Consider the following 26,119-nt stretch of genomic DNA (forward strand, 5'->3'; position numbering starts at 1 on the left):
ACGCTAGGTGAAAGGACGTCCTGGCGATTTAGTCACCTCCAGCTACACGGTCGGCAACGCAGGGTCGTCGCACGAACTCACGCCGCCTTTGGGGGACAGCGAACAGCGTTCCGCCTGGAAGGCCGATAATGAAGATTCCATCAAGTTATGGCGACGTGGAGATATGGCATGATGTCGGCGCAAGCAGGGGAGTGGCTCAGGCGATGACCTTGTGACAGCCCTGCGTTCACTCATTGAAAGCTCCATGGCTCACAGGGCCGAAGCGGAAGATACCGCCCAAGCGGACATGCCGCCCCGCGGGCATTCTCAAATGATTCTTCGATACCCTCTACGCGGGCGTCTTTCATGAGTCAACGCGGACTCTTGATTCCCCCGACACAAGGGATCATAGTGCTGACTACGGGGTCCGACTGAACTCGTCCACAGTAAATGTTTGGGCGCTTTCGATGGATGTTCTAGGAGGCGCATGATGTCGGGTTGGAACGCCGACAACGGTGCAGGTCCGGCAGGCGCCGGAGCTGTCACAGTCCTTGATGGCTCCTCGTTTTGTTTGACATCGTCCAATGGTGACATGCACCCGGGCAGTCCCCACGGCGCGTTTTTCCACGATACCCGGTACATAGCTGAATGGAACGTCAGCGTTGATGACGCTCCGGTCGAAGCTCTCGCGGCGACCGCATTGGAACCCTTTCGGGCCCTGTTCATCGGCAGGGTAGGCGGCCACGCCGGCAGCGCTGACGTGCCGTCGCTGATTGAACGGGAAAGGATTATTGGGGCCGGCCTGACCGAAACCATCACCATTGAGAATCATCTGGCCGTGCCGAACACGTTCAAGCTTGCCCTGACCGTAAGAGCGGACTTCGCCGATCTCTTCGAGGTCAAGGATGGGACGCCAGCCAGTCCGGGGAAGCAGCAGGTTCTCATTGAGGGCGATAGCCTTATTCTCGAATGTGTCGGGGCCGGTCGGCGCTATGGGCTGGTCATCCGTGCACCAGGGGCGGCCGTCGAGGCGCATCGGCTTGTCTTCACTCCAACAATTCCTGCACACGGAAAATGGACTCAAAGGTTTACAGCCACGCCCTATCTTGACGGGCAGGAAGTGATTTCGACTGCCTCATACGGCACGACTGAGGTTTCCGCCATGGCCCGGAAACGCCTCTCCTCCTGGCGGATGTCAATGCCCATACCCAATCTCGGCGACACGTCCGTCCAAACTACAATCCTTCGAAGCCAGGAAGATCTCGGTTCACTCCGGATCTTTGACCCAAACCATCCCGACCGCATCGTGGCCGCGGCCGGAGCTCCGTGGTTCATGGCCCTGTTCGGACGGGACAGCCTGCTCTCATCCCTCATGTCCCTCCTACTCGACCCCTCCCTGGCACTTGGCACCCTTCAGACACTGGCCGACCACCAAGGCAAGGAAGTGAACCCCGCCACGGAAGAGGAGCCCGGCCGAATACTCCACGAGGTGCGTCTGGGTAACACCACGGAGTCCGTCCTCGGTGGCAGCAGTATCTACTACGGAACCGCTGATGCAACCCCGCTGTTCGTAGGGATCCTCAGCGAACTGGGACGGTGGGGTCTGGAACCGGAAGCTGTTCACGCGTTGCTGCCGGCCGCGGACCGTGCTCTGGCCTGGATTGAGAATTACGGAGACCGTGACGGAGACGGCTTTGTCGAATACCAGCGTCAGACTGAACACGGGCTGATAAACCAGGGCTGGAAGGATTCGTGGGACGGCATCAATTTCGCTGATGGTTCCCTCGCCCGAGGGCCCATTGCGCTGTGCGAGGTACAGGCCTACACCTATGGCGCCTATGTGGGGCGCGCCCTCATGGCACTCGACGAAGGCGACACCGAAACCGCTGATCTCTGCAGCGCCAAGGCCGTCCGCCTGAAGGAGGCGTTCAATGAGCGGTTCTGGCTGCCGGACCGGGGATACTTTGCCATCGCCTTGGACGGTGACAAGGAACCTGTAGATGCACTTGCCTCCAACATGGGTCATTGCCTGTGGATGGGAATCGTTGACACAGACAAGGCAAAACAGGTAGCCGAACGGCTGATGTCCCCGGACATGTTTTCCGGCTGGGGCATCCGCACTCTGGCAAGTAACATGGGCGCCTACAATCCGCTGAGTTATCACAACGGCTCTGTCTGGCCGCATGACAGCACTCTCGCAGCGCATGGGCTGATGCGATACGGCTTTATCGAAGAGGCCCAGCGAATCGCCTACGGACTCTTCGAAGCAGCCGAACACTTTGGCGGCAGACTTCCGGAACTGTTCTGCGGACTGGACAGGACGCGATTCCCAAGCCCGGTACCGTATCCCGCAGCCTGTTCACCCCAGGCGTGGGCCGCGGCGGCACCGATCCACCTGATCCGTATGCTGATGCGGTTCGACCCGGTCCTTCCCTGGCATGAGCTGTGGCTGGCACCGGAACTGCCACAGGGCTTTGGCCAGTTCAGGGTTGATAACGTGCCGCTGGCAGGCCACAGGCTGGCCATTGATATCACCCAGGACACCATCAGGGTCGATGGCCTTCCGGACTCCATAAAACTGCGGCTCGAAGCCCGGCCTGCTCTTCGCGAAATCCTGAACCTGACCCGGATGAAGTGACTGCACATGAGCAATTAGCGCCGCTGCCTGGCCTGGGAAGGATACCTGCGAGGACCGGTGGCCTCCGATCGGATGATTCAGTTGCAACATACGCGGACGATGCGGAGGGCTACGTCCGGAGCGTTTCTGAAATGAGGGGAACATACAACCGGAACAAGGCACAGCTACCACCGTGCTGAGCTGTTCTGATCCCCGGAGTTTGCGGCAAGGCGACCGGTGCTGGCGGGGAGCAGTTCTGTTTTGGCCGCCCCTGGTTCTCTGAAGCTACTGCGGCTGCTTTCCACCAGCCCTGCTGGACTCGTATTCTCAACGGGTGCTCGCTCGACACGTGCCCAAGCCATGCATTGCCAAGTTTCACTGATGTCACTGCTCCGAAGGAACGAGCAGGACGGTGTAGAGTCCCAGTCCGGCAAGGACGACGACGCTGGCCGCGACGGCGGCGGCTGAAACCAGATCGGGAGTAATGGCTTCCTGGTTGATGCCGCTGATTGCGCGATGGAAGCGTCGCTTGCGGGAACTGTGGATGGCGAGTGCTGTGATGAGTGTTGCCGCGACAAGGGTGCCGGCAAACCAGCCGTGGTGCGGCATCCAGCGAAGGAAAACGGCGGCCGCAACCACCATGGACAGGGTGGTGCGCCCCCATGCCAGGTCCGTGCGTTCCGGCTGCAGCCCTGGGTCACCATGGGTTGGTGTTTGACGCATCGAGGTCACGGGTCAGAGGGGGCGCGCGAGGAAGAAGACCATCATCGTCGCGGCGACGAGGGCACCGCCGATCGCCAGGATCGGGGCGGTCCAGGGCAGCGGGAGCGGCTCCTGTCGGCGCATGGAGCGTTCAACGTTGAGCCAGCGGAAGAACGACCCGCCGCCAATCAGGAGTGCGAGCACGAGGAGTAAAACGGCGACCGATTGACGCAGTCCGTCGTTGAAAAGGTCGGCCGTGAAGGCTTCGATAGCTACACCTCCGGCAAGCAATGCCAACGACGTTCGGATCCAGGCCAGAAACGTGCGTTCATTTGCGAGCGTGAACCTGGGGTCAGGTTCGGTGCCGCCGCGCAGGACTCGTTCCGAGAAGCCGGATCGTCCGCCGTCGGCCTTTAGGTCCTCCATGATTGTCCTTCCGGGTCCGTCGTGTGTTATGCAGTGGGCGTTGATGCGGAGGCCTCAGTGCCGGTGACCGGTTCATGTTTCCGAGGCGTGCGGTCACCGCCCGGTCTCCAAATCCATGCCGGCGACAGGAGGGCAGGTAAGCGGAAGAGGGGCTGTTGGCCTCTCTTCGGCTTACCTGCCCTCGGACTTATGCCCGGGTGCCCGCTTCCAAGGAGCCAGGCTCCGCGACGACAGGGGTGGCGGAACCAGTGGGCAGTGAAGCGGCCGCGGGGACGGCAGTTGTATCAAGGCCGAGCCGGCGGCGGTCGCGCTGTTGGTTGACGAAGATTAGGGCAAGGACGCCGGATGTCAGCAAGAGGCCGCCAGCCAGGGCGAAAGCTGCACGGTAGCCTTCAGCGGGGGTGGCCGCGCCGCCGATCAGAAAACCCGACACTGCCGGTGCGAACACACCGCCGGTGGTGAGGACTGCATTGGCGATTGAAAGGTTGGCGCCGCGCTGGCCGATGGTGGTTAGCTCTGCGACCACGAGGTAGGTGATGGCGAAGAGTGCCGGGGCGGTGCCGAAGCCGAAGACCATGAGGACGATGGACAGCACGGGGGAGGCGGTCATGGTGGCTGCGACCAGGCAGGCTCCGGCGAAGGTTCCGGCGCCGCCGAGTACCCAGCCGCGTGCCTTCCTGGTCGGGATTCCCTTCAGGTGCAGGCGCTGGGTCAGCGCGCTCAACCCTACTGTGGCAATGGTTCCCCAGGCCGCGGGGAGGGCGATCATGGCGCCGGACTGCTGTCCGCTGAAGCCCAGGACATTCTGGAAGTAGGCCGGTCCCCAGGACATGGCCAGGGTAAACGTCCAGTAGCCGAAGAACGAGGCAAGGACCGCGAAGATCCAGCTGGGGGAAAGAATGGTACGCCAGTACCGGACCTTGGCCTCTGCCACGACAGGAGCTTCCTTCGGAGCGATACCGTCGATCTCCTGCTCGGCCTTCCGGCTTGTGTACGGGCCTTCCTTGCCGACAATGACCCAAAAAACAGACCAGATCAGCCCTACGATTGCCAGTACCGCGAACGCGGTCTGCCATCCGAATTGCCCGATGACCCAGGCCAGGACGGGGGCGAATGCCACAATGCCCAAGGTCACGCCGGATGATGCCAGGGCCGCCGGGGTGGCACCCTTCTTCTCGGGGAACCACTTGTAGATGCCATGCATCAGAACCGGTGCGAGCGGGCCCTCGCCGGCTCCAAGCAGCAGGCGACTTGCCCAGAGCGCAGGCAGCGACGCGAACAGAAGGATGGGGACCTGTGCCACAGACCACAGCAGGCACAGGACCAGCAGGATCCACTTGCTGGAGACCCTGTTGGCGATGGGAGCCGCCACGAGCTGGGCCACGCCGAAGGTCAGGAACATGGCGCTGCCCACCAGGCCGAACTGTTCGGGCGTGATGCCCAGCTCTTTCATCAGCGGCACGGCGGCAATGCCGAGCACCGCCTTGTCAGCCCAGCTGAGCATCATGAGGAAGAGGAGGCTGAAGGTCATGAACCAGCCGTAGCGGTTGCGCTTGGCCCGCGACCAGGTGCGGGGATCGCGCGACGTTGCGGAGCCCGGCGTTATGGTGAGGGGAGTTTCAAACACGGTATGCCCAATCGTTGAAGGGGAGATCTTGCCGTTGGAGCGGCATTTCCTTGACTCTAAGCTTGTGTGATCCGCCTTACAGTTCAGCTTTCCGTTGGGTGGAAAGCGGCTTTCCGGAACGCCGCGCGACTCCGTGAATGTTGGCATCACCTTTTCCCATGAACGCCAACAAGGCCATTCCCGCAGTGCTCAGAGCGCAGGTCAGCCACCACGTGGTGCCCCAGCCGCCGGTGCTGGTGGCGAGCAGAGCAAACAGCATGGGGCCCAAGAAGTTTCCCACGTTGAAGATCTGCTGCGTCAGGCCCAGTACGGCGGTGACAGAACCGTCTGCGGGGGCAATGCGGACAGAGTACCTGGTCACCGCGGCAGGGATGAGGCCGCCGACGGCGGAGAACACAGCGATGAACGCGAACTGGAAAAGGACGCCATTTCCGACGGTCTCCCAGCCCACGGCGAACGTCGCAACGGACGCTGCAGACATAGCCAGGAAGGTCCAGAACATGATTGTCCGCTCGGAGAGGCCGCGCTGGATTAGAGGTCCTGCGCTGAGTGCGCCGACCGCGTTGACCCCGCCCACAATAGCGCTGAGGATGCCAGGCAACGGGCCTTCCAATCCGGCTGACCGGTAAATTGACGGCAGGAAACCGAGCACAGCAATCCACTGCGCGGTATAGCAGGCGAATACCACCCCAGTGATCCATGGTTGGCGAGTGACCACTGTTCGCCCCACCTTGCGGAGCGCGGACTGCAGTCCGGGGACGGCAGGGGGCATATCCCTTGGTACCCGGCGCAGCAGCAGAGGCACCGGCAAAAGCGTGAGGACGGCCATTACCAGCCACCACTCGCGCCAGCCCGCGGCCTGCAGGAAGAGGGCCCCAGCGGACAGGCCTATCAGCGTTGCCACACCTTGAAATGCGCCCCAGCTTGCCAGCGCAACGTTCAACTGCTTGGGCGGAGTCACCTTGCGGATAAGTGCAGGGGCGACGACGACGGCCAGCAGGAATCCCACGCCTTCCACGGTCCGCGATGCCATCAACAGCTCGGTGGTGGGGGCAAGCGCTCCGAGCACAGAGGCGACACTGAGCAGGGCCAACCCGGTAAGCAGAAGCCTGCGCAGTCCTACCAGTTCACCACAAACGGCCGTTGCCAGCCCTCCGACGACGCTGGCAAGCTGGATGATGCCAAGCAGCAGGCCGGCCTGGATCAGCGTTGTACCTAGATCGGCTTGGATGCCGACCAAGGCGGCAGGGAGCTTCCAGATATGCATGGCAGCAGTGATGCCCGCCGCGAGGACGGCAAGCCAGGCGCTGCCCGCCGTCGTCCTTTTGTTATCTGGTGTCATTGCGGGCGGCGGCAGTCTCAAGAGTTGTCCTTGCGGCAGGTGACAGGGCGGGAGTCCTTGTTCGCCCTCCTCAGGCCGGCGCCAGCACCGGGGTGCCGATGGGAAATCGCTGGCCGCTGACTGCGACGTCCACGGGGCCGTCAAATGCTGAGGCGGCGCGGCTGCGCCACCATTGCGGCTCCGCGCGGCCCGCCAGGTGGGACAGGACAAGGCGGCCCACCCCTGCGGCGGACGCTATCCGGCCTGCCCCTTCCGGCGGGGTGTGTGCGATCTGCTGGTGGTTGAGGAATTCCGGCGAAAAGCCTTTGTCCGCATAGAAGCCAAGATTTACCGCTTCATGCACCAGGACGTCCGCGTCCTTGGCGAGCACCACCATGGCCTCGCATTCTGCTGTGTCGCCGGAGAACACCACTGAGCCGGCGTCGGTTTCGAAGCGGAAGGCCAGCGCGGGTCGCACGGGAGGGTGCTCCACCAGGATGCCGGTGACTTTGAGCCTGTCATCCTCGTAGACGTCAAAGGGGCGGTCCGCTTCAGGTGACCTGTGCGCGGGGGTGGCCAGGTCCACGGTGCGCACCAGAGACGTCAGGTCCGGGCGGGCCTCGTCGTGGACCCGGATGTCGATGTCATAGGAGAAGGCCTTCAAAGAGTGGGACACCAGCTCACCCGTCCCGGAAAGCCCTGCACCGCCGGTGCGGGTGGCATCCTTGCCCGGACCCACAATGGAGACGGGTCCGGTGAAGCCCTCCACCGGATTGCCCCAGTTCCACAGCAGAAAACCGGGCAGTTCCACCACATGGTCGGAGTGCAGGTGGGTGACAAAACCTGCCACGAAATCCTTGCCCCGGAGTCCCGCCTCGTGGGCTGCGCGGGAGCAGCCCAGACCGAAGTCCACCATGTAGAAGGCATCGCCCACTACCAGTGCGCTGGAGATACCGTTTTCCGGCCCGCGGATGGCCGGTCCGGCGGCGGTGCCAAGAGTGATCAGTTCGACGCTCACGGGAAGTCCTTCTGCAGTGTTGCGGGGTCAGGAGTGGGGGCGGGCATTGATGACGCGGGTTTCCAGGTATTCCTCCAGGCCCCAGCGGCCACGTTCACGGCCGACGCCGGACGCCTTCCAGCCGCCGAACGGGGCGTCCGGTTCCACCAGGGTGTGCTGGTTGACCCACACGGTTCCGGCCTCAATCCGCGAGGCGGTTGCATAGGCACGCTCCTGGTCGGGGCTCCAGACGGAAGCGCCCAGGCCGAATTCCCCGGCGTTCAGGCCGGAAATGGTCTCTTCGAGGTTGTCGTAGGCCACGATCGGCAGGGCCGCACCGAACTGTTCCTTTTCCACCAGATCCATGCCCGGCTCGGCATCAATGACCACCGTGGGGGAGAGGAAGTAGCCGGGCAGGTCGCAGCCGGCGCTGCCGCCGGTGATGACACGGGCGCCGGCACCAACTGCGGAGTCCACCAGGGCGCGGACGAGTTTAAGCTGTGACTCGTTGTGCATCGGTCCCAGGGTGGTGCCGTCCGCGATGCCGTGGCCCAGTACGTGACGGGAAGCCTCGGCGGCGACGGCCTCGGCCAGTTCCGCGCTGCGGCTGCGGGGAACATAGACACGCTTGACCGCCATGCAGACCTGGCCGGCGTTGCGGAAGGCGCTGGCGACGATTCCGCGGGCAGTAACAGCTATATCAGCATCATCCAGCACGATGGCAGGATCGTTTCCGCCGAGCTCCATGGTGACGCGCTTGACCGTGGAGGCGGCCTGCTGGGCGATGGAGATGCCCACATCCGTGGAGCCGGTGAAGGAAATCTTGCGGATGCCCGGAGAAGTGCTCAGGGCAACATTAACGGTCCGCCGCGAACTCGTCCGGACTTGCAGCACCCCTGCGGGGAGGACCTCATTGAGCAGGTCCACCAGCGCAATGGTGGACAGGGGAGTGGAGGGGGAGGGCTTGGCGATAACGGTGCAGCCGGCTACCAGGGCGGGGGCGAGTTTCACACTGAGCAGGGAGATGGGGAAGTTCCACGGTGTGATGGTGCCAACGACCCCCACCGGCCGGTACTGGACCTCCAGGCTGCGGTCGGCGCGCGGTTCAAGCTGCTGGGCTTCGTCCCATTTGAGATCCGCATAATATTCGAAAAGGCCAGCAGCCACGGAGAATTCACCCTCAGCGTCCGCCTTGGGCTTGCCCTGCTCCCGGGAGAGCAGGGTGGCCAGGGAATCCAGATCGCGGCGGATCAGGGCAGCGCCTGTGCGAAGGGCAGCACGGCGGGCTTCGCGGTCGGCAGCCCAGCGGGGCGCGGCCCGGCGGGCGGCGGCAACCGCCTGCTCGACATCCTGGCCGGTGTTTTCCGGAGCGTGCCCCACGAGCTCAAGCGTGGCAGGGTCCAAAACCTGATAATGGGCTGCCGTCATGGCCTGTCCTTTCGGCGGAATGGGATTTCTCATCCCAGTCTCATGGCACCGATCACACTCTGCCCGGACCTTTCCGTCCAACGGAAAGGCTGCGAGAATGGATTGGTTCCCGTTGTCACTATGGAGTGAATCACGTCACGCACTAACGAGGAGTCTCCATGTTCCAAGAGCAGCTGCCCATCGTCCTTACGGGGGTTTCGTCCGGCATCGGCGCCCGGACAGCACAGATTCTCAGCAAGCGAGGTGTCCCGCTGATCGGCATTGACCGCAACGCTCCCACCGAATTCAGCGGCACATTCGTGCAGGCGGACCTGTCGAGCCAGGCCGGCATCGAGGCGGCCGCCGCAGCTGTCACGGCTGCCGCTCCCAACGGCATCGCGGGCCTGGCAAACATTGCCGGAGTCCCGGGCACCGCCCCGTGGCGCACTGTGCTCTCGGTCAACGTCTTCGGCGTCCGCGGGCTGGTCCGTGCGCTTGCCCCGCTGCTTGGCGAGGGTGCCGCCGTCGTGAACCTTGCCTCCAGCGTTGCCGTGAACTGGCGGGACGTGAAGGCGAAATGTTCCGCTTTCGCGCTCGCGGACGATCAGGCGGCCGCCCTGGAAGCGGTTGCGGACGATGACGAGATCACGCGCGAGTCCTATCTCTTCTCCAAGCAGTGCGTGCGGGTGCTCACCGAGCACCTCGCAGCTGAACTGCTCCCGCAGCGCATCCGCGTCAACAGCGTCAGTCCGGGACCCGTGGCCACCCCCATCCTGGAGGACTTCAAGAAAGACCACGGCCGCGACAAGGTGGAAGGTGCCGGCGCCCTGCTGGGCCGTTTCGGTGACCCGGGGGACATTGCGCCGGTCATCGACTTCCTGCTCCGTCCGGAGTCGGGATGGGTGAACGGCTCCGACATCCGCGTGGACGGCGGCCTGGGTGCGTACCGCGGCTCCGGCCTCGCCTCTGTGCCCGGCTGAGTTCCCTCTACCGGAGCATGCATTAGATCACGACGACGGTGTCTCACCGTTCGCGCTAGGGGGCGCCGGCGTCGGGCCTTAAAATGGCAGGTGCGGCGTCGCACCCAATACGGCGCCGAGCTCGCCAGTACTCAGAAGGGTGACTCATGGCAAACCCTGCCCCGGCCGGCCGGTCCACCCGCCGCCCGGGTACGACGGCGGCCCACAGACGTCCGGCTGACGACGGCGATGCTGCCGCCCATCAGGCAGCCAGTGTCACCTCACGGGCCCTGGCCTTGTTGGGCACCTTCGACACCGAACACTCGGTTCAAAGCCTGAGCGCAATGGCCCGGCGGGCAGGGCTGCCGGTGGCCACCGCGCACCGCCTTGCCGGTGATTTGGTTGCCTGGGGCGGCCTGGAGAAGCTGAACGCCGAGTACCGGGTGGGGCAACGGATCTGGCGGCTTGGCCTGCTGGCCCCCGCACAGCAGAACATCGCGGAGGTGGCTGCCCCGTTCATGCAGGACGTCCTCTTCGTCACCCACAACGTGGTGAACCTGTTCATCCTGGAGGGGCACGAGGTTCTGCTGGTGGAGCGGATGTCCGGCACTGGCGCCGGCCAGCCCTTCCGACGGGTGGGCGCGCGCCTGCCACTGCATGCCAGTGCCGCCGGAAAGATCATGCTGGCCTACGGGCCCGAGGACCTGTTTTCCGCGGCCGTCCAGCACCTGGAGCCGCACGCGCCCCGCACCATTACCAAGCCCGCAGCGCTGGCGACCGAAATCGAACGTGTCCGGGCCAACGGCTACGCCACCACTGCCGAAGAAGCCGGGCCGGACAACTACGGCCTGGCCGTTCCGGTGTTCCTGCCCAACAAGCAGGTGGTGGCCGCCTTGGGCATCGTGACCCGGGGCCGGCCCGCTCCGGTGGGGAGCGTGGTTCCCGTGCTCAACATCGCGGCGCGGGGCATTGCCCGGCGGCTCGGCGTGGAGCATCTCCCGAAGTAGCTCGGGCTTGCGACAGCTTCCAGCAGACACCCTTTCCGTTGGATGGAAAGCTTCCGGCGGCATGTGTCGTGGAACACCTAACCTCAAGTAAGCGCATAGTCCGGCCGGAGATCCGGCCTAAACCTGCATTGCCAGGCGAGCCGTTCCAAAGGAAGTGAAGACTGATGACTGCATCTGCAGGAGCCACCATCGACGCTGTTGTCGACCAGGTGGACATTGTGGCGGACCAGGTGGTTTCCCTGGTGCTGCGGCGCGAGGACGGCCAGCCGTTCCAGCCCTGGCAGCCCGGCGCGCACATTGACGTCCATGTGGGCGACGGTTTGGTGCGTCAGTACTCCCTGTGTTCCTCACCGCAGGAGCTGGACCATCTGCGGATCGGCGTGCTACATGTGCCTGAATCCCGCGGCGGGTCAAAAGCGGTGCATGCCCTGCTCGCCGGTACCCCGATCACCATCTCTGAGCCGCGCAACAACTTCCCCATGCGCGAATCGCGGCGCTACCTTTTCCTCGCAGGCGGCATCGGTATTACGCCGCTGATCCCGATGCTGGAGGCAGCCGAGGCCGTCGGCAAGGAATGGACGCTGATCTATGGTGGCCGAAGCCGGAACACGATGGCGTTCGCGCAGCAGTTGGAGGACCGGTACGGCACTGACCGTATCCGTATCGTCGCCGAGGACGAGGTTGGCCGCCTGGACCTCGACCAGATACTCGGCATGCCCCGGGCTCACATGCTGGTGTACGCGTGCGGTCCCGGGGGACTGCTCGGCGCGGTGGAAGAGCGCTGCATGGGCTGGCCTCCGGGCGCACTGCACACCGAACGCTTCGTCGCCTCCACGCTTGGTGCTGCGGCGGCCAACGCGCCGTTCGAGGTGGAATTGGCCAGGACCGGAACAACCGTGACAGTGCCGAACGACAAAACTATCCTCGAGTCCGTTGAAGAGGTGGGCGTGCGCGTCCTGTCCTCCTGCCGCGGCGGGTTGTGCGGCACCTGCGAAACCCAGATCATTTCCGGTGAGCCCGAGCACCGCGACGCTGTGCTTTCGGAAGAGGACCGCGAGGCCGGTGAGGTCATGCTGGTCTGCGTCTCGCGCGCTGCCGCCGGCTGTCCGCGCCTCGTTCTGGATTTGTAGAAAAGCTCTGCCTTTTCGCGGTAGCCCACCTGTGGTCCAGTCGCTGACTGGACCATCCCAGCCAAGTTTCGTCACCAGGAGTGATTCCAATGACCGTAACCACCCATGAAGCCAATGTATTGGGCGAGGACCCCTTCGAGACCGCAAATCTCCTTGATCCGTACCCGTTCCTGGGGCGGCTTCGCGATGCCGGCGCCGTCTCCTATCTGGAGAGCACCGGCAGCTACGCTGTGGCCGGCTACCAGGAGGTATACGAGGTCCTCACAGACTTCGAAACCTACATATCTTCCGGTGGCCTGGGTCCGCGGGACATCCGGAAAGACACGGGTTGGCGCCCGCCGAGCATCCTCGAATCGGATCCGCCCATCCACACGGTGATGCGCCGCGCCCTGACCGGTGTCATCAACCCCTCCACAGTCCGTGCTCTCAGGGAACCGTTTACGCCACCGGCCGTTGAGCTGACGGAGCAGTTGGCCCGCAGCGAGCGCTTTGACGCCATCACCGACCTCGCCGAGAAGTATCCCCTGCGTGTCTTCCCGGACGCTGTGGGAATTCCCGACGTCGGACGTGAACATCTACTGCCGTACGGCAACATGGTGTTCAACGCTTTCGGTCCGGAAAATTACATCTTCAAGCAGGCTTTCGCCCAGGGCGATGAGCACGCTGCCGCTGTAATGCGGAACTGCCAGCGCGAGAACCTCGACGACATCGGCTTTGGTGCCCAGATCTGGAAGCGCGTGGAGGACGGCCTGATCACCGAGCAGCAGGCCACGCTGCTGGTCCGGGCACTGCTGTCCGCCGGCGTGGACACCACGATCTTCGGCATAGGCAATACATTGTCGGTGCTGGCCCGTTACCCTGAGGCGTGGGCCCGGCTGCGGGAAAACCCCAAAATGGCGAAATTCGCCGTCGATGAAGCTTTGCGTCTGGAATCTCCGTTCCAAAAGTTCCACCGAACCGTCGCTGTGGACACCGTCCTGGGAGGCGTGCATCTCCCGGCCGGAGCGAAAGTGCTGGTCTTCCTGGGCGCCGCGAACCGGGACCCACGCAAATGGGGGGACAATGCCGACGAGTTCGACCTCGACCGCAATGCCTCCGGCCACGTCGCCTTCGGCATGGGCCTTCACCAGTGCGTGGGGCAGCCGATCGCCCGACTCGAAATGGAAATAGTGCTCCAGCAGCTGCTCCAACGGGTAGCAGCAATCGAACCGGACGGCGCGCCCGTGCCGATCCTGCACAACGTTCTCCGAGGGTTCGAGTCCCTGCCGGTGCGGATCACGGCGGCTTAGGCTTCGATTCGGGGCAGAGCATGGGCCTGCTCTTTCTGGCGTCGTTTGCCATCAGGGATTGAAGTTCAGCATCAGTCCGGCTAACAACAGGGCAGCTTGAAGTCGACGCAGCCGCAGTGCTGGCACCAACGTCAATCGCCAAGATTCCGGGGAAAAGATACGCGAGGCCATATCTTCCATATCGAGCCTTCTGCCACTGCCAACTCCGCCCAATGTGGATGGGGCGGAGACGGAACGGCTTGCGACTCGGACGGAAAGGAAAACCATGAATTGCCTGGTTCGCTACCTGGGACTGATGTTCCAGCTGTCCCGCATCCAGGACTTGGCGTTGTGGGAGACGGAGATGACGGAACCCACGAAGGCATTGACCTCGTCCGCTTGGATCGGCTGGTACGAGGAGGACGCTGCGGTCTGACCTGCCTCAGAGATCGAGATTGTCCCTGTGCGCAAGCGTCTCGGAAGAGCATCAGCACGTCCAGGTACCGTTGGTCCCTTCGTCTGCAAAGCCCACACATATCATCGTTGAAACGAATCTTCGGTGAGATGCTCCGACAACACCACGCCCGACTACTCACATCGTTGACGACGTAAGTTCTTCCACTTCGGCCGCACCAACAGTGTCCGCCAAGGGTCGACATACGGCTGTGGACATTGTCCACACTTTCAGCTTCAGATTGTGTCGTACTTCCGTCGAACTGCTTCGGATTCCGCATGATTCCGCGGGTTCGAGTGTTATCAAGGGCGGGGATGCAGTTCGAGTCCCACCTCGGGCACGACGTTTTCCCTCGTCAGAGGTTTTTTTGCTTTGACGTGTGTACAAAACTTGATTCGCGTCGCTCTGACGGGTTGGGTCGCGGGCTGTGGCCTGGCCGCCGCGGGGCCTGTGCAGGTGTGTGGGGTGGCGGTGTCAGTGCCTTGGCTGGTTGGCACTCCGCTTTGCTGAGCTGGAGTTATATGGTTCCTCGTTCCGGTTTTGTCGGGTGGGCCCGGGGTGGCCTACACCTATTCATGGGCCGTTGGAGCGGGGACGACATGATGAACCGGTTTTAGTGCCGAGAATTGTTCTTGGAAGGTGCCTTTACCCGGTGCGTGGAGCCCACTCCGCGAGTTTGTCCTGCCAAAGAGGGTGTGGACACTGTCCACACTTACGTCTGTCTTTATCGAACGCTGGTAACGGCCATTGGCATGTCCGGCTTGGGGTAAGAGGGTCTCCTCCGGCGGTGGCACGGAAAGGTAGGTACTGAACCCGACGGCTGACAGCCCTGCCTTGACGTCAGGTTGGGGTGTGCTTCAACTTGTTTAGAACGTAATCGTCCCGCGGCACCGAGCCATTCAGCTGCTGCACCGTTTGGGTATGGATTAGGAGGGTTTGATAGTGGACACTGTGTGTCATCCGTTTGGTGAGCTCTTTTCCGAACCGTAGGAGGTTGCTTTGGGTAGAGAGCAGGAAGATCTCAGTTTGGGCCAGCTGATTTGGGTGGTGCGCCGCGAGTTGGAGTGGGCCCGGCAGGTGGACGAGGGACATGCGCTGCGATTCGACGTCGATTCGGTAGAACTCGACGTAGAGGTGGAAGTCGGAAGGACCACCGTCGGTAAGGGTGGATTGGAGGCGAAAGTGCTGGGCGTGGGCGCCTCAGGTGATATCTCACATGAGCGGTTAAAGGGATCTACTACGAGAGTGCATTTAGTCTTGAACGCCAGGGAGACCACAGGCGGCAAGTATGATGTATCGGCGCACGACAGCGAGCCCCCTCCGTCATGGGCGACAGGCATGGGCGGACCCGATCAAATGACGGGAGATTCCGGGCAACCGCAATGACCGACGACCGCCATGAGTGCAGTGTACGAGGAACCAAGATTAGTTGAGCGCCGTTTGGTGAAGGTCCGGTCGGCAGGAGCATCCGGGGACAGCAAACGCGGCTCCGGGTGGGCCATCGGTTCACGCGGAGTCCTCACGGCGCGGCATGTGGTGACCCCGTATCTCAGCAGTTCCGGGCAAGTCGGGTACTGCGCGGCTGTGCCAAGCCCACACCCCGATGCCGCAGCATTCAAGTGCAGTGTGGTGTGGCAAGACGAGGAATCAGATATCGCGCTACTGGCAATCGATCCGGCACAGGCAGCATCGTGGGTCGCTGCCGTGGGAAGCGGCCCCGGACCTCGGCTGAGCGCACCGGGCACGGCCACGCTGAACGTCGTGGTCGTCGGTTACCCGGACGCCACTGTCAACGATAATTTTCCCCACCCCGAACTAGCCCCGGCGCTGCTGCTGCCAGCTGGTGGCGCGGTCAACGGCCACATGCCGGTGGACATCGAAGACGTCAGCGTACCCGAGGACTCCAAGCTCTGGGAGGGCGCATCGGGAGCTGCCGTGCGAGAACGTGGGCCTGAAGGACGTATCGTCGGGGTCATCTGCAGAGCGGACACGACACGCCAGCAGCGACGGCTCTACGCCAGCCCGCTGCCCAACCCTGGAACTAATACTGAGTTTGCCAAAGCCCTCGCCGAAGTAGGGGCTCAACCTGTGCTCGAAGCAACCAACGCCCCGCAGGTGCGGCGACTGCTCGCGCATTGGGACGAGACCGGCCGTCCTTTTAGTGTGGGAAATGTTCCAAAGTTGAGCTACTTCGGTGCCCGGATAGCCCGCACTGATGTTGACACAGGTGGCAACCCTTACTTTCCTTACGTATACCGCCCTTTGGACCAGGACCTCGCGATCACCTTGGGGCGCAGGGCGGCCGGGACCGAGCGGCGCATGCTGCTACTCCTGGGTGATGCTATGAGCGGCAAATCCCGGACCGGGGCCAACGCACTCGCTGCGGACCCGGTACTGTCAAACTGGCCCCTCTTGATACCGGACACCCATGCGGACCTGCGCGAAGTCGCTGACCTGGCCACCGGGGAAGGCGCTGTGCTGTGGCTTGACGACGTAAACAGGTACCGCGCCGGCATTAGCGAAGGGCTGCTGCGCTACTTTGCCGATCGAACCGGACTCGTCGTTGTCGCCACCCTTCGCTCCGACGTCCTCACTGACGCATTGGCAGACCGGGATCTCACGTCTGTTTGGGAGTGGGTCGACAAGAAAGAGTTTGTAGAGCAGTTCGTGCTGCCGAACGAATGGTCCCCGCAGGAGCAGCAGGCGTTGGCCGGTACTGCGGACGTGATCCGGGAAAAGGTCGCCGCCGGCCTCACGCTGGGCGAGGTCCTCGGCTCCGCCGAAGAACTACACAAGCGTCTTGTGCACGCCGACTCCCACAGCAAGGCCGTTGCCTTTGCCGTCATCGACTGGGCACGCACCGGGCTGACAGGCGGAATCCCGGTGGAAACCGCCGAGCAGCTCTGGACTGGCTACCTGACCAAGAAGGACATCTTGGTGGCGAGGACCAAGGACGTCGCCGAATTGCATGAGGACTTTCAACGGGCTGTAAATTGGGCACGTCAGGCGATTCCCCAAACCACCACGACGCTGATTACAGCCCACGGAGGGCTCCTACAACCGGAAGACTACCTCGTCGCTCATCCCCTCCCGGAACAGACCAGTGTACCCCTGCATGTTTGGGAAGCAGCATTGCAGTACGCCACGGCGTGCGAGACCCCGACAACGATTAACTGGTTCGCATACAACGCAGTCAACGCCGATCAAGTCGACATCGCAAAGAGGGGATGGGAACGTCTCGCCTATGGCACTGGCAATGGAGACCCCTTGGCCTTGCTCAACCTCGGGATCATGTACAAGAAGAAGGGGGACTGGAAGGAAGCCGAGAAGGCCTACCTGTGCGCTGTCGCCAGCCGTCACCCAGCCTACGCCCCTGAGGCAGAGCTCCGTCTCGGGGACGTGTACAACGAGTCGGGGGACTGGGAGGGAGCTTTGACCGCCTACAGGAATGTCATCGCCAGTCGTGACCCCGAAGTAAGCCCTGTGGCGCTGCTCAACCTCGGAGTTCTACTCGAGAAGAAGGGGAACTGGGATGAAGCGGCTGCGGCGTATCGAAGCGCCATCGATAGCCACTATCCGGAAACCGCCGCCCGGGCCGCATTCAACCTCGGACTCGCGCTAAAGTCACGCGGATTCTTTGAGGGCGCGGCCGAGGCCTACCAGATCGCCATCGATAGCCACCACCCAACAGCATCTCCCTCAGCCGCACTCAATCTTGGGCTCCTCCTCGACGAAAAGGGGGAGTGGAAGGAGGCCGAGGAAGCCTACCGGATAGCGGTCGATAGCAATCTTTCAAGCGATGCCCCTGCCGCCGCACTCCGCCTCGGATTCCTGCTCAAGAACAGGGGTGACCTTGCTGGGGCGGCCGAAGTCTGGCAGGCCGCCGCTGACAGCCAGCACCCTGACTACGCACCCCAGGCCGCGCTCCGCCTTGGCAACCTACTTAAAGACAAGGGCAATCTTGAAGAGGCGATCGCCGTCATGCAGACCGTTATCGACAGCCATCACCCCGACGCTTCACCCGTTGCATCGCTTGGCCTCGGGATGCTGCTAGAAAAGCTAGGAAACACTGAGGGGGCGATCATCGCCTGGCAAGAGGCTGTTGACAGCCACCATCCCGAGGCCGCGCCGGCAGCATCGGTCCCTCTCGGGTTCCTGCTCAAGGAAAAAGGAGACTCTGAGGGAGCGGCTGCCGCTTGGCGGGCCGCAATCGCAAGTGGTAACCCCGAAGCCGCTCGTTTAGCCTCGATCAACCTAGAAAGCCTGACCGAGAAGGGGCGGTCACGACCAGCCAAAGAGGTGCCAACGGCTGCCAACTTGCCGAGGCAGTTCAACACGAAGTCTCGCCCTGAGGTATGAGCGTCTAATCGCCGGCGTCTCATGTGTAATTCCCTCACATAACGACGGCACAGATCGACCGCCGATAACAGATCTGTCGTCAAGCTACGGAACTATCAGAAGTGTCGGGCCTAGCTGCTCGTTGATTTCCAGCGGCGCGATGCACAGGTGCGCCCGCGGCCCCGCTCCTGATGGAATGAGCAGCTCTTTACAGTAACCTCATGCAGATGGCTCTTCGTTAGACCGCTCAGCGCCCACTGCGTCGTAAAGGTCAGTAAGCTGCCGCTCGGAAAGGTCGACAAAGAGTGGTATAGAGTTGATCGCCATTTCCGAGAGAAAATATTTGGCATTTGAATTGCCATGGCTGGTGGACGTTTGCAAATTGCAGCTCAAACGCCTATCAGCTGCGCCGATTGCTGCGGTTACCGAGACAACTTCTGCAGCGCTTCCCAGGGCAGAGGCGACGTTCCCAAGTTGAGGATCGGAGCTTATATCGATATCGGCAACTGCCGCATAATCAATCCTGCTCTCACGAGCCGCGATACTTAAAGCAACAATCCGGATGTCAGCGGCCTGGGCTCGCATGCTAACGGAGGATACGGGCTGAATCGAACTAATGCCTTCCTCTGTAATATCCGCAATCTTACTGTTCGTAAAAATTGCCGAGGATGAGCCGAGGGTCAACCCAAGGCCGCCATCGCCCAAAAACCACTCATTTTCGCGGAATTTTCCGGCGTCAGATGGAACTACCCGGCAAACTCGAGCGCGAAGTCGACCAGCGTTCATTCTCATCAGACGCTGCAGGTTGGGCGTAGCGCCAGTCAGGTTAAGCGACAAGATCTTTTCGATTTCGATGTTGCGACCAATCCGCAGCCAGAACTCGTCATCGTCTAGTTCTGGCATGTCCAAAAGAAACGAAAGTGCAGCCGTGTCCAGTGAAGGCTGCGAAGCCACGAGGACTGGAAAGGTGTCCGCTCTTTCGCCGGAGGCAATCCAGAGAGCTTGCATGAAGCTGCTGATCGCGTTCGAGCGAGGTGTATCAAGAACACCCTGGGCAGCTTCCACAGCTTCGGGGATGTGTTGTGTCCGAGAGTGGCTTGCGTCCTGAAAACCGTCAGAGACAGAACCGACGACGTGCTCCGCGCGTTCTCTGCGTACGAGTCCCTTCCCGCCCTGCAGTAATGCTCGAGACACCAGGGTGGCATAGGGGGATGCCTTAGCCTGTTGTATCAGTGCTGACACGCTATCTGCATTGGCTATCAGAACGCTTTGCTTGGCGGAATCCCTTTGCAAAGTTTCATCGAGCTTCGGATCTTCCGATGGGCGCGACTGAGCCAGGGGCATCAAAATGGACTGCTCATCGCCGACGATCTCGATGTCTTCTGCAAGATACCGAGGATTGCTGTCCGCACGAAGAAAAACACGTCGGGTTTCCTTTTCGCCGGGCCATTTTAGAATGAAGTCGGGGGAGTAGGTGTTGTTGAAATACTCCGTATCACGGACTTCTATGCCTGGATCTGCTTCTTGAAGCCTTCCTCGGACTTCATTCTTTATCCCTGCAACGGATGCACTCTGGGTCTCGATCGACATGTCAGCCGCCGTTCTGTTCGTTGAACTCACGCAGAAGCATAATTTTGGCTAATTCGGAACGATCTTCACCTGATATGACCAATTGCTCTTGCTTGGGTGAGAGGACAATCATCCAAATGCTGTCGGTGATATAATCCACGATTTCCGGATCAATCAGCGCGTCGACCTTTTCTGGTTCTGTCACATCGAAGATCTTCTTGGCATGAACGTGTATTGCTTCGCGGATCTTCTCAGCGGATGCAAGCTTGGACCAAGTCTTAATCCGGAAGGGCGACCAAGTAATCCACATGAAATGGTCTGCCATGCGCGAGTAGTTGTCTAGGGTGCAGTAAGTCTGGGCCAAGAACTTATCAAAGTGCGTTCCTTGATCGCCGGAGTCGGTGTAATTCTTGGACTCCGCAACAAAAGTCTGGTTGTTAAAGGGTGCTCCGCGAAATACGCCCCCGAGGTCGTATGAATACGGCTCACCGCCATAGGGCCACGTGAAGGCGAGCTTACTTGGCCCGTTGTCGTCCATGTTGGTGTAGGAATGCCTGACCCGCATGGTTGAGTCCAACCAGAGCTTGGCTCGGCGCGTTCCGTCCTCGCCGGCCTTATGCTTTTGTTCTCCAGGCGCGGGCGGTTTATCGATCGGCATGCCTCATAGTAGTCACAGCCCCCAGACAACTCGATATTTGGGCACTCGGCTGTTTCTTCACACCTTTATTGCCTCACTCTTGCGCAACTAACAGGAGAAGCCGCTACCCCGGCTGCGCACAGTCGCTTCCAGCGGGACCAGAAGGCTTTGACATCCCGTAGCCGCCTGAATCAGGCCGCCTCCCGCGGCCTCTCTCCCGGGGATTCCGGACTGGCAGCCGATAATTGCGATTCCGTCAGCCTGCGCGGGCCACGGCTTTAGCGGAAAAAGGAGTGTGGACATTGTCCCCACTCTTGGCGTCGGATCCAGTCTTACTTCCTTCTTACTGCCTCGGTTTCCGGATGTTTTCGCGAGTTCCCCGTGTTTTCAAGGGCTGGAATGTAGTTCGAGTCCCACCTCGGGCACAGTGTTTTCCCCTCGTCAGAGGCGATCTTGCTTTGACGTGTGTACAAAGCTTGTGGTCGCGTCGCTCTGACGGCTGGTTCGCGGGCTTTGGCCTAGCCGCCGCGGTGGCCTATTCAGGTGTGTGGGGTGGCGGGTTCAAGACCCTGGCTAGTGGGCCTTCCGTCTGCTGTGGGCTGGGTTTTGCGGTTCCTCGTTCCGGTTCTGTCGGGTTGGTCGGGGGTGGCCAACACCAGTTCATGGTCCGGGGGAGCGGGCGCGACATGACGTCGCTGATGTTGATACGAAAGTTCCTTGGAAAGCTCCTTCCTTTACGGCACGGAAGTTTCGGGGCGCTCGGTTTGTCCTGCCAAAGGGGGCGTGGACAGTGTCCACACATATATCTGCTTTTTAAGGCAGTGGAGCCGGACCCCCAGCGTCAGTTGTTAGCGCCCATGAAAAACCGCCCGTGGGCGGCCATGATCGCCCATTGACGGCCAGTAGGACTGCCCATCGGCGGCCATGAGATCTGCTGAATTCCTCGGCGGTCTTTTCCACGCCTCGCATCGACTGTCTGACACAATGGATCCAGCGGTGGTCGAGTCACCACCAGCGCAAAGCTGAGTAGCGAGTGACGTCCAAGCGGAACAGTATTACGCTTTCAAATTACTCACTTTCGTGAACTCGTATGGATACATTCGGTGTTATGTCGCCAGTCAGGATTGAAGTCGTGGAAATGAAATCGAGAGGAACCGCAAGGGCAGCAGGTGCTCGGATTGCAGACCAGCTCCGGACCATGATTATCAGCGGCGAGCTGGCTCCGGGAGACAGGATCGGTCAGGAGATGCTCGCTGAAAAATTCGGCGCGAGCCGCATTCCCGTGAGGGAAAGCTTGAAACTCCTCGAGGCTGAGGGGTTGGTTAGCATTGTTCCGAACAGCGGAGCTTGGGTCTCAAAGCTTGAGGCATTCGAGTTCGACCAGATCTACAAGCTCCGTGAACAGGTTGAATCCCTGGCTATTAGGGAGAGTATTGATGGCCTCTCCGAGGCGCAGGTGCGGCGCCTAGACGAATTGGTGGAGGAGATCGCCCAAGCTCCGGACATTGAAACATTTTTGAGGGTTGACCGGGAATTTCACCTCTTGACCTATGCGGGAGGCAGCTTCTCGCTCCTCCGTGAGCTCATTGAGCGATTCTGGAATTCAACCCAGCACTACCGGCGGGTGTTTGCTCAGGGCTTCAGCGCCGAGCGGCAGTGGGCCACCGACGCCGAACACCGATTGATTGTTGACAGCATCAAACGGCGCGATCACGACGTAGCAGCTAGCCTCGTCAGGGGCCATATCCGGAGGACACGTCTCGATCTGGCTGCTAGGGGGGATATTTTTTCCTAGTATCCACGGTCGCCACTCTTAAATTCGGATGCGGGTCGGGACACTGCAGTATCGGACGTTGTGTTGCCGTTCGTCGTCAACTTGAGTGGACGGCGCTGGCCGCCGTCGGAGCCTAGAAGTGGTGAGGATATGTCGGCGGGCTGGGCATCAACTCAACCAGTTAGACTCGGGGGTCCTCGGCAGGTGTGGTAAGTCAGATGTCTCGGCTCCCTTTAAGGAGCTACTGGACCTGCGGCCGCCTTTCCCTCGGCGAACATTGAAGCTCCGAAAATATGTGGTTTCCCCCGCGTGCCGGCGGCCGACAAAGCAGCACGCCCGGGACAGGAACCACTACGCGGCCGCCGACTTTCGCGGCCAGGCCCGGACCAACGGTCCGCGGAAGCGGGGCCATACGGCTGCCGGGGTCATGATGTTCATAAGTCATAGAAAGACGTCAGTACGTGGCGTAAAAGCTTGGCTTGGAGTGGGGCAACAAGTCATATTACTGCTTGTAGCTCGCGCTGGCCGCGGCCTAATGAGGGGGTGCCGGTCTACGGCAGTTTGGCGATCATCCTCTCAGGCAACTTGGGGGCTAACGTCGAACTTGCCACTCTTGGGAACCCGACCGAGGACAGCGCATGCCAGCCAAAGGTCGCAGTGCAGGTTTTCGGCAAGACAGACGCCCAGGGGCGAAGCAGCCTGCTACTTTTGGAGTGACTCTTCATCAAAAAGCGGCCTCTGACTGTGTAACCCCCGTTGTTCGTGCTGAGCTCGAATAAACAAACTTGCCCCCGAGCAGTCCGCCCACCAGTCCGCCCATCCTTAAGGACGTTCGGCCTCGACGAGGGTTACTACCAGCGGTTAGCCGCTCTCACGCAACCTCCTTCAGCGCGGGTTGATTCTGTCGCCGCTAGACGGGCAAGACCGGGTTCAAGCTTGCATCGGATCCATTATGACGCTCACGTGCGGACTATATCTCTGTGGCGGGTGGTACTTTGACGGCCGCCAAGCGATGGTCTACTCGCCCGCAGTCAACCAAGTTCCTTGATATCTAGCCCAAATTCGCGCTGCTGTTCACTTTGTGCGGCCAATGTTTCGAGCTTGCCCGATCAATCTCGTGTATTGACGTGCATCACACTCTGTGATTATGTTCTACCAATTGTATCCAATCTGAAGGTGACGAAGATGTCGAAACATTGGTGGCCGGGCACGGATTCTGCCTCGGCGTTCCTTGCCCCAGCCGTGGTTATTGGTGGCCGCGGAAGCTTGAGCAAGATCGCGTCTGTTCTGCAATCCCACCTAAAGATCACCTCCGGAAGTGTTCTGGTGGCGGTCGATGATGCTGTGCTCAACACGGGCCTTGCAGATGAACTCATTCGGGATCTTGAAGACACTGGCTACGAGGTGACGGTTGCAAGCGGTTTCGGCAGCGAGCCCTCCAGCGAGATCGTCGATGCCGCTGCAGAGATGGCCCGCAATGCCAATGCGCGGGTGGTCATTGGCTTGGGCGGCGGATCGGTACTCGATTCGTCAAAAATCATTTCGCTTCTTCTTTGCAATGAAGGAAAATCTGCCGATTGGCTGGGCGTTGTTGAACCGCCCAACGGCGTCGCTCCACTAGTGCTCATTCCGACGACCTGTGGCACCGGTGCTGAGGCGACAAGGGTTGCGATGGTAACCGTTGCAGGCTCCAAGAGGGTCTCCTCATGCGCTCTCTATGTTCCTTCTGTTGCCCTTATTGATCCAAACCTTGTTGCTTCACTGCCCACGAGCGTCATAGCTGCCACCGGCATGGATGCCCTTGCCCATGCGGTTGAATCACTCATGGCGACGACGGCATCCGTCCTGTCCGCCCACCATGCACTCCGGGCTATCGAGCTGCTCGCGGGGAATCTTGAGAACGCTTTCAATGGGGATCAGGAGGCATTGGCGAACTGTCTATGGGGATCGCATCTAGCCGGCCAAGCACTCAACGCTGGCGTCGTGGTGGGCCATTCGTTGGCCTACTGTCTGGCCCATGAGCGGCCCATGCCGCACGGGATGTCGTGCGCACTCGCGCTACCGTACTGCATTGCCTACAACCGGACTATGGATCCAGGACTTGCTTCGACCCTGGCATCCGTTATCACGAGGGGAAACAGCAGTGAGCTCTCTGATGCGGCACGGTGGATACAGGACCTGACGAAGCGGCTAGGCCTGCCCACAACGTTGGACGAAGCCATGATTGCCACGGGCACGGAAACAGCCATGGCGGCCCGCTGCGTTGCGGAATACCCCCGTCCAACAAATCCTGTTCCGCTCGACGAAACGAAACTGGCAGAACTTCTGATAGCAATGCGAACTGGCGATTTGCCCGCTGCGTTTGGATTTGTAGCTTCAACTGCCCACAGCAACCAGTAGGTCCCACGCCGGAAATCGCGCCAAGAGGAACCGAATAAGGAGTATTTAGAAATGACATACGGACTGGTCAAGAACCTGGTAAATGGCGGTTTTGCTGACGCTTCAGACGGCGGGACTATTGACGTTACGAACCCCGCAACCAATGATGCGCTCATTGCCCAAGTGCCTGCAATGACTCGTAACGACCTCGACGCTGTCTTCGCGGCTGCAGAGACGGGAGCGAAGGTTTGGAAGGGCACCGGCCATCTTGAGCGCGGACGCATCCTCATTGAGGCATCAAGGCTCATCCGCGTTCGCTGTAGCGAGCTCGTGGATGTGATCGTGGCGGAAATGGGTAAGACCCAGGCGGAAGCAATTGGAGAAGTCGGAAAGTCCGCTGAATTCTTTGAATATTATGGAGGACTCGCGCGGGCATCGTTCGGAGAATACCTTCCCGACGGAAGGCCCGGCACATTCGCCAGCCAGATCCGGGAGCCCGTCGGTGTCGTCCTGCTGATCACGCCTTGGAATGATCCCCTTCTGACCCCGGCCCGCAAGATGGCGCCAGCCCTCCTGGCAGGCAACGCAGTCGTGGTCAAGCCGGCAACGGTAACACCCATCATCGCACTGAAACTGGCTGAAATCCTGCACGACGCGGGGGTGCCGGCGGGCGTTCTTGGAACCGTAACAGGTCGTGGTTCAGACATCGGCGATGCATTACTTTCCTATGGCGCGATCAAAGCCGTTTCCTTCACCGGGTCCACGGATGTCGGCCTTGGACTGCAGCGCAGACTCGCTGGGACAGGGGTTCGATTGCAGACAGAAATGGGCGGAAAAAATGCAGCAGTGGTGCTGGAAGACGCTGACCTTGACCTCGCAGTGCCCGCGATCGTTGCCGGTGCGTTCGCCCAAGCCGGTCAACGCTGTACAGCGACAAGCCGGCTGATCGTTCAACGAGGCGTTGAGGCCGAGGTTGTAGAGAAAGTCAACGCGGCGGTTCGGGCTCTGCGTGTGGCGGCGGGCAACATTCCGGGAGCGGATCTGGGACCGGTTGTTTCACGGGAAGCCCAACGGGACGTTCAGGAACATGTAGCTAAGGCGTTAGCGGAGGGTGCGCAAGTGCTGGCCGTGGCCGACGCGGCGCATGAGCTTGAATCCGAGGGGTCGTTCGTGGAGCCTACGTTTTTACGGATCGCCAGGGATAGCTCCATCTGGCGCGAGGAAGTTTTCGGGCCGGTGCTTTCGATGGTTGTCGTGGATACGCCCGAGGAGGCCATCGAAGCCGTCAATGATTCTTCATACGGCCTTTCCAGCGCGGTCTTCACCAAAAATCTCTCCAAGGCTTTTCAGTTCGTGGAGGGCGTCGACACGGGACAGGTATCAGTAAATCAGCCAACGACGGGATGGGATATTCATCATCCGTTTGGTGGCTTCAAAGAATCCGGCTCTGCGTTCAAGGAGCAGGGCACCGAGGCACTGAATTTCTACAGCCGAACCAAAACCGTCGCCATCAGAACGCACTAGCGAA

19 protein-coding genes are annotated in these 26,119 nt (G+C 61.1%); 11 read left to right on the forward strand and 8 right to left on the reverse strand.

Annotation, left to right across the window (positions count from 1 at the left end):
• Nucleotides 1-433 precede the first annotated feature (433 nt).
• Nucleotides 434-2,617: a glycogen debranching N-terminal domain-containing protein gene (locus tag SMD14_RS08685; RefSeq protein WP_321215996.1), complete on the forward strand. Its 2,184-nt coding sequence runs from the start codon at nt 434-436 to the stop codon at nt 2,615-2,617.
• A 363-nt stretch (nt 2,618-2,980) separates the two neighbouring features.
• Here the strand turns inward: SMD14_RS08685 and SMD14_RS08690 are convergent, their stop codons facing one another.
• From SMD14_RS08690 to SMD14_RS08715, 6 genes are all read right to left on the reverse strand, one after another.
• Nucleotides 2,981-3,319, reverse strand: coding sequence for a DUF202 domain-containing protein (locus SMD14_RS08690; RefSeq protein ID WP_321215997.1), 339 nt, complete (start codon nt 3,317-3,319; stop codon nt 2,981-2,983).
• A gap of 12 nt (nt 3,320-3,331) precedes the next feature.
• Nucleotides 3,332-3,724 carry a DUF202 domain-containing protein gene (locus tag SMD14_RS08695; protein WP_321215998.1) on the reverse strand — a complete coding sequence of 131 codons (393 nt, stop codon included), beginning with the start codon at nt 3,722-3,724 and terminating at the stop codon, nt 3,332-3,334.
• Between the two features lie 187 nt (nt 3,725-3,911).
• Nucleotides 3,912-5,351: an MFS transporter gene (locus SMD14_RS08700; protein WP_321215999.1), complete on the reverse strand. Its 1,440-nt coding sequence runs from the start codon at nt 5,349-5,351 to the stop codon at nt 3,912-3,914.
• A gap of 76 nt (nt 5,352-5,427) precedes the next feature.
• Nucleotides 5,428-6,693, reverse strand: a complete 1,266-nt coding sequence (locus tag SMD14_RS08705) for an MFS transporter (RefSeq protein ID WP_321216000.1) — start codon at nt 6,691-6,693, stop codon at nt 5,428-5,430.
• Between the two features lie 70 nt (nt 6,694-6,763).
• Nucleotides 6,764-7,690: an MBL fold metallo-hydrolase gene (locus SMD14_RS08710; RefSeq protein ID WP_321216001.1), complete on the reverse strand. Its 927-nt coding sequence runs from the start codon at nt 7,688-7,690 to the stop codon at nt 6,764-6,766.
• Between the two features lie 27 nt (nt 7,691-7,717).
• Nucleotides 7,718-9,097 carry an aldehyde dehydrogenase family protein gene (locus tag SMD14_RS08715; RefSeq protein WP_321216002.1) on the reverse strand — a complete coding sequence of 460 codons (1,380 nt, stop codon included), beginning with the start codon at nt 9,095-9,097 and terminating at the stop codon, nt 7,718-7,720.
• Nucleotides 9,098-9,255: 158 nt separating this feature from the next.
• On the opposite strand from SMD14_RS08715, the gene SMD14_RS08720 reads away from it, so the two are divergent.
• From SMD14_RS08720 to SMD14_RS08745, 7 genes are all read left to right on the forward strand, one after another.
• Complete coding sequence (locus SMD14_RS08720; RefSeq protein ID WP_321216003.1) at nt 9,256-10,056, forward strand: SDR family oxidoreductase; 801 nt, start codon at nt 9,256-9,258, stop codon at nt 10,054-10,056.
• A 146-nt stretch (nt 10,057-10,202) separates the two neighbouring features.
• Nucleotides 10,203-11,042 (forward strand): IclR family transcriptional regulator, encoded by an 840-nt coding sequence (locus SMD14_RS08725; RefSeq protein ID WP_321216004.1) that lies wholly within the window; start codon nt 10,203-10,205, stop codon nt 11,040-11,042.
• A 164-nt stretch (nt 11,043-11,206) separates the two neighbouring features.
• A complete protein-coding gene (locus SMD14_RS08730; RefSeq protein WP_321216005.1) occupies nt 11,207-12,172 on the forward strand; it encodes a PDR/VanB family oxidoreductase in 966 nt (321 codons plus the stop codon).
• Nucleotides 12,173-12,261: 89 nt separating this feature from the next.
• Nucleotides 12,262-13,461, forward strand: coding sequence for a cytochrome P450 (locus SMD14_RS08735; protein ID WP_321216006.1), 1,200 nt, complete (start codon nt 12,262-12,264; stop codon nt 13,459-13,461).
• A gap of 265 nt (nt 13,462-13,726) precedes the next feature.
• Nucleotides 13,727-13,876 (forward strand): hypothetical protein, encoded by a 150-nt coding sequence (locus SMD14_RS08740; protein ID WP_321216007.1) that lies wholly within the window; start codon nt 13,727-13,729, stop codon nt 13,874-13,876.
• Between the two features lie 1,095 nt (nt 13,877-14,971).
• Complete coding sequence (locus SMD14_RS20260; RefSeq protein WP_409339722.1) at nt 14,972-15,280, forward strand: trypco2 family protein; 309 nt, start codon at nt 14,972-14,974, stop codon at nt 15,278-15,280.
• A 12-nt stretch (nt 15,281-15,292) separates the two neighbouring features.
• A complete protein-coding gene (locus SMD14_RS08745; protein WP_321216008.1) occupies nt 15,293-18,253 on the forward strand; it encodes a tetratricopeptide repeat-containing serine protease family protein in 2,961 nt (986 codons plus the stop codon).
• Between the two features lie 198 nt (nt 18,254-18,451).
• Here the strand turns inward: SMD14_RS08745 and SMD14_RS08750 are convergent, their stop codons facing one another.
• Together SMD14_RS08750 and SMD14_RS08755 are read right to left on the reverse strand one after the other, a co-directional pair.
• Nucleotides 18,452-19,822: a hypothetical protein gene (locus tag SMD14_RS08750; protein ID WP_321216009.1), complete on the reverse strand. Its 1,371-nt coding sequence runs from the start codon at nt 19,820-19,822 to the stop codon at nt 18,452-18,454.
• A 1-nt stretch (nt 19,823) separates the two neighbouring features.
• Nucleotides 19,824-20,459 carry a hypothetical protein gene (locus SMD14_RS08755; RefSeq protein WP_321216010.1) on the reverse strand — a complete coding sequence of 212 codons (636 nt, stop codon included), beginning with the start codon at nt 20,457-20,459 and terminating at the stop codon, nt 19,824-19,826.
• A gap of 1,117 nt (nt 20,460-21,576) precedes the next feature.
• On the opposite strand from SMD14_RS08755, the gene SMD14_RS08760 reads away from it, so the two are divergent.
• The 3 genes from SMD14_RS08760 (at nt 21,577) to SMD14_RS08770 (ending at nt 26,115) form a co-directional block, all read left to right on the forward strand.
• The gene (locus SMD14_RS08760) at nt 21,577-22,233 is read left to right on the forward strand and encodes a GntR family transcriptional regulator (RefSeq protein WP_321216246.1); all 657 of its coding nucleotides are present in this window, start codon (nt 21,577-21,579) and stop codon (nt 22,231-22,233) included.
• Nucleotides 22,234-23,313: 1,080 nt separating this feature from the next.
• On the forward strand, nt 23,314-24,612 hold the full coding sequence (locus tag SMD14_RS08765) for an iron-containing alcohol dehydrogenase (protein WP_321216011.1): 1,299 nt from the start codon (nt 23,314-23,316) through the stop codon (nt 24,610-24,612).
• Between the two features lie 51 nt (nt 24,613-24,663).
• Entirely contained in the window at nt 24,664-26,115 is a 1,452-nt protein-coding gene (locus tag SMD14_RS08770; RefSeq protein WP_321216012.1) for an aldehyde dehydrogenase family protein, read from the forward strand.
• Nucleotides 26,116-26,119: the final 4 nt, after the last annotated feature.

The sequence above is a fragment of the Pseudarthrobacter oxydans genome (assembly GCF_034258515.1).
Lineage (GTDB): Bacteria > Actinomycetota > Actinomycetes > Actinomycetales > Micrococcaceae > Arthrobacter.

What these genes read in the sequence shown, in the direction of transcription:
- SMD14_RS08690 (WP_321215997.1), bottom strand. Translation starts at nt 3,319, where the DNA reads ATGCGTCAAACACCAACCCATGGTGACCCAGGGCTGCAGCCGGAACGC.
- SMD14_RS08695 (WP_321215998.1), bottom strand. Translation starts at nt 3,724, where the DNA reads ATGGAGGACCTAAAGGCCGACGGCGGACGATCCGGCTTCTCGGAACGA.
- SMD14_RS08705 (WP_321216000.1), bottom strand. Translation starts at nt 6,693, where the DNA reads ATGACACCAGATAACAAAAGGACGACGGCGGGCAGCGCCTGGCTTGCC.
- SMD14_RS08715 (WP_321216002.1), bottom strand. Translation starts at nt 9,097, where the DNA reads ATGACGGCAGCCCATTATCAGGTTTTGGACCCTGCCACGCTTGAGCTC.
- SMD14_RS08720 (WP_321216003.1), top strand. Translation starts at nt 9,256, where the DNA reads ATGTTCCAAGAGCAGCTGCCCATCGTCCTTACGGGGGTTTCGTCCGGC.
- SMD14_RS08725 (WP_321216004.1), top strand. Translation starts at nt 10,203, where the DNA reads ATGGCAAACCCTGCCCCGGCCGGCCGGTCCACCCGCCGCCCGGGTACG.
- SMD14_RS08730 (WP_321216005.1), top strand. Translation starts at nt 11,207, where the DNA reads ATGACTGCATCTGCAGGAGCCACCATCGACGCTGTTGTCGACCAGGTG.
- SMD14_RS08735 (WP_321216006.1), top strand. Translation starts at nt 12,262, where the DNA reads ATGACCGTAACCACCCATGAAGCCAATGTATTGGGCGAGGACCCCTTC.
- SMD14_RS08740 (WP_321216007.1), top strand. Translation starts at nt 13,727, where the DNA reads ATGAATTGCCTGGTTCGCTACCTGGGACTGATGTTCCAGCTGTCCCGC.
- SMD14_RS08745 (WP_321216008.1), top strand. Translation starts at nt 15,293, where the DNA reads ATGAGTGCAGTGTACGAGGAACCAAGATTAGTTGAGCGCCGTTTGGTG.
- SMD14_RS08750 (WP_321216009.1), bottom strand. Translation starts at nt 19,822, where the DNA reads ATGTCGATCGAGACCCAGAGTGCATCCGTTGCAGGGATAAAGAATGAA.
- SMD14_RS08755 (WP_321216010.1), bottom strand. Translation starts at nt 20,459, where the DNA reads ATGCCGATCGATAAACCGCCCGCGCCTGGAGAACAAAAGCATAAGGCC.
- SMD14_RS08760 (WP_321216246.1), top strand. Translation starts at nt 21,577, where the DNA reads ATGAAATCGAGAGGAACCGCAAGGGCAGCAGGTGCTCGGATTGCAGAC.
- SMD14_RS08770 (WP_321216012.1), top strand. Translation starts at nt 24,664, where the DNA reads ATGACATACGGACTGGTCAAGAACCTGGTAAATGGCGGTTTTGCTGAC.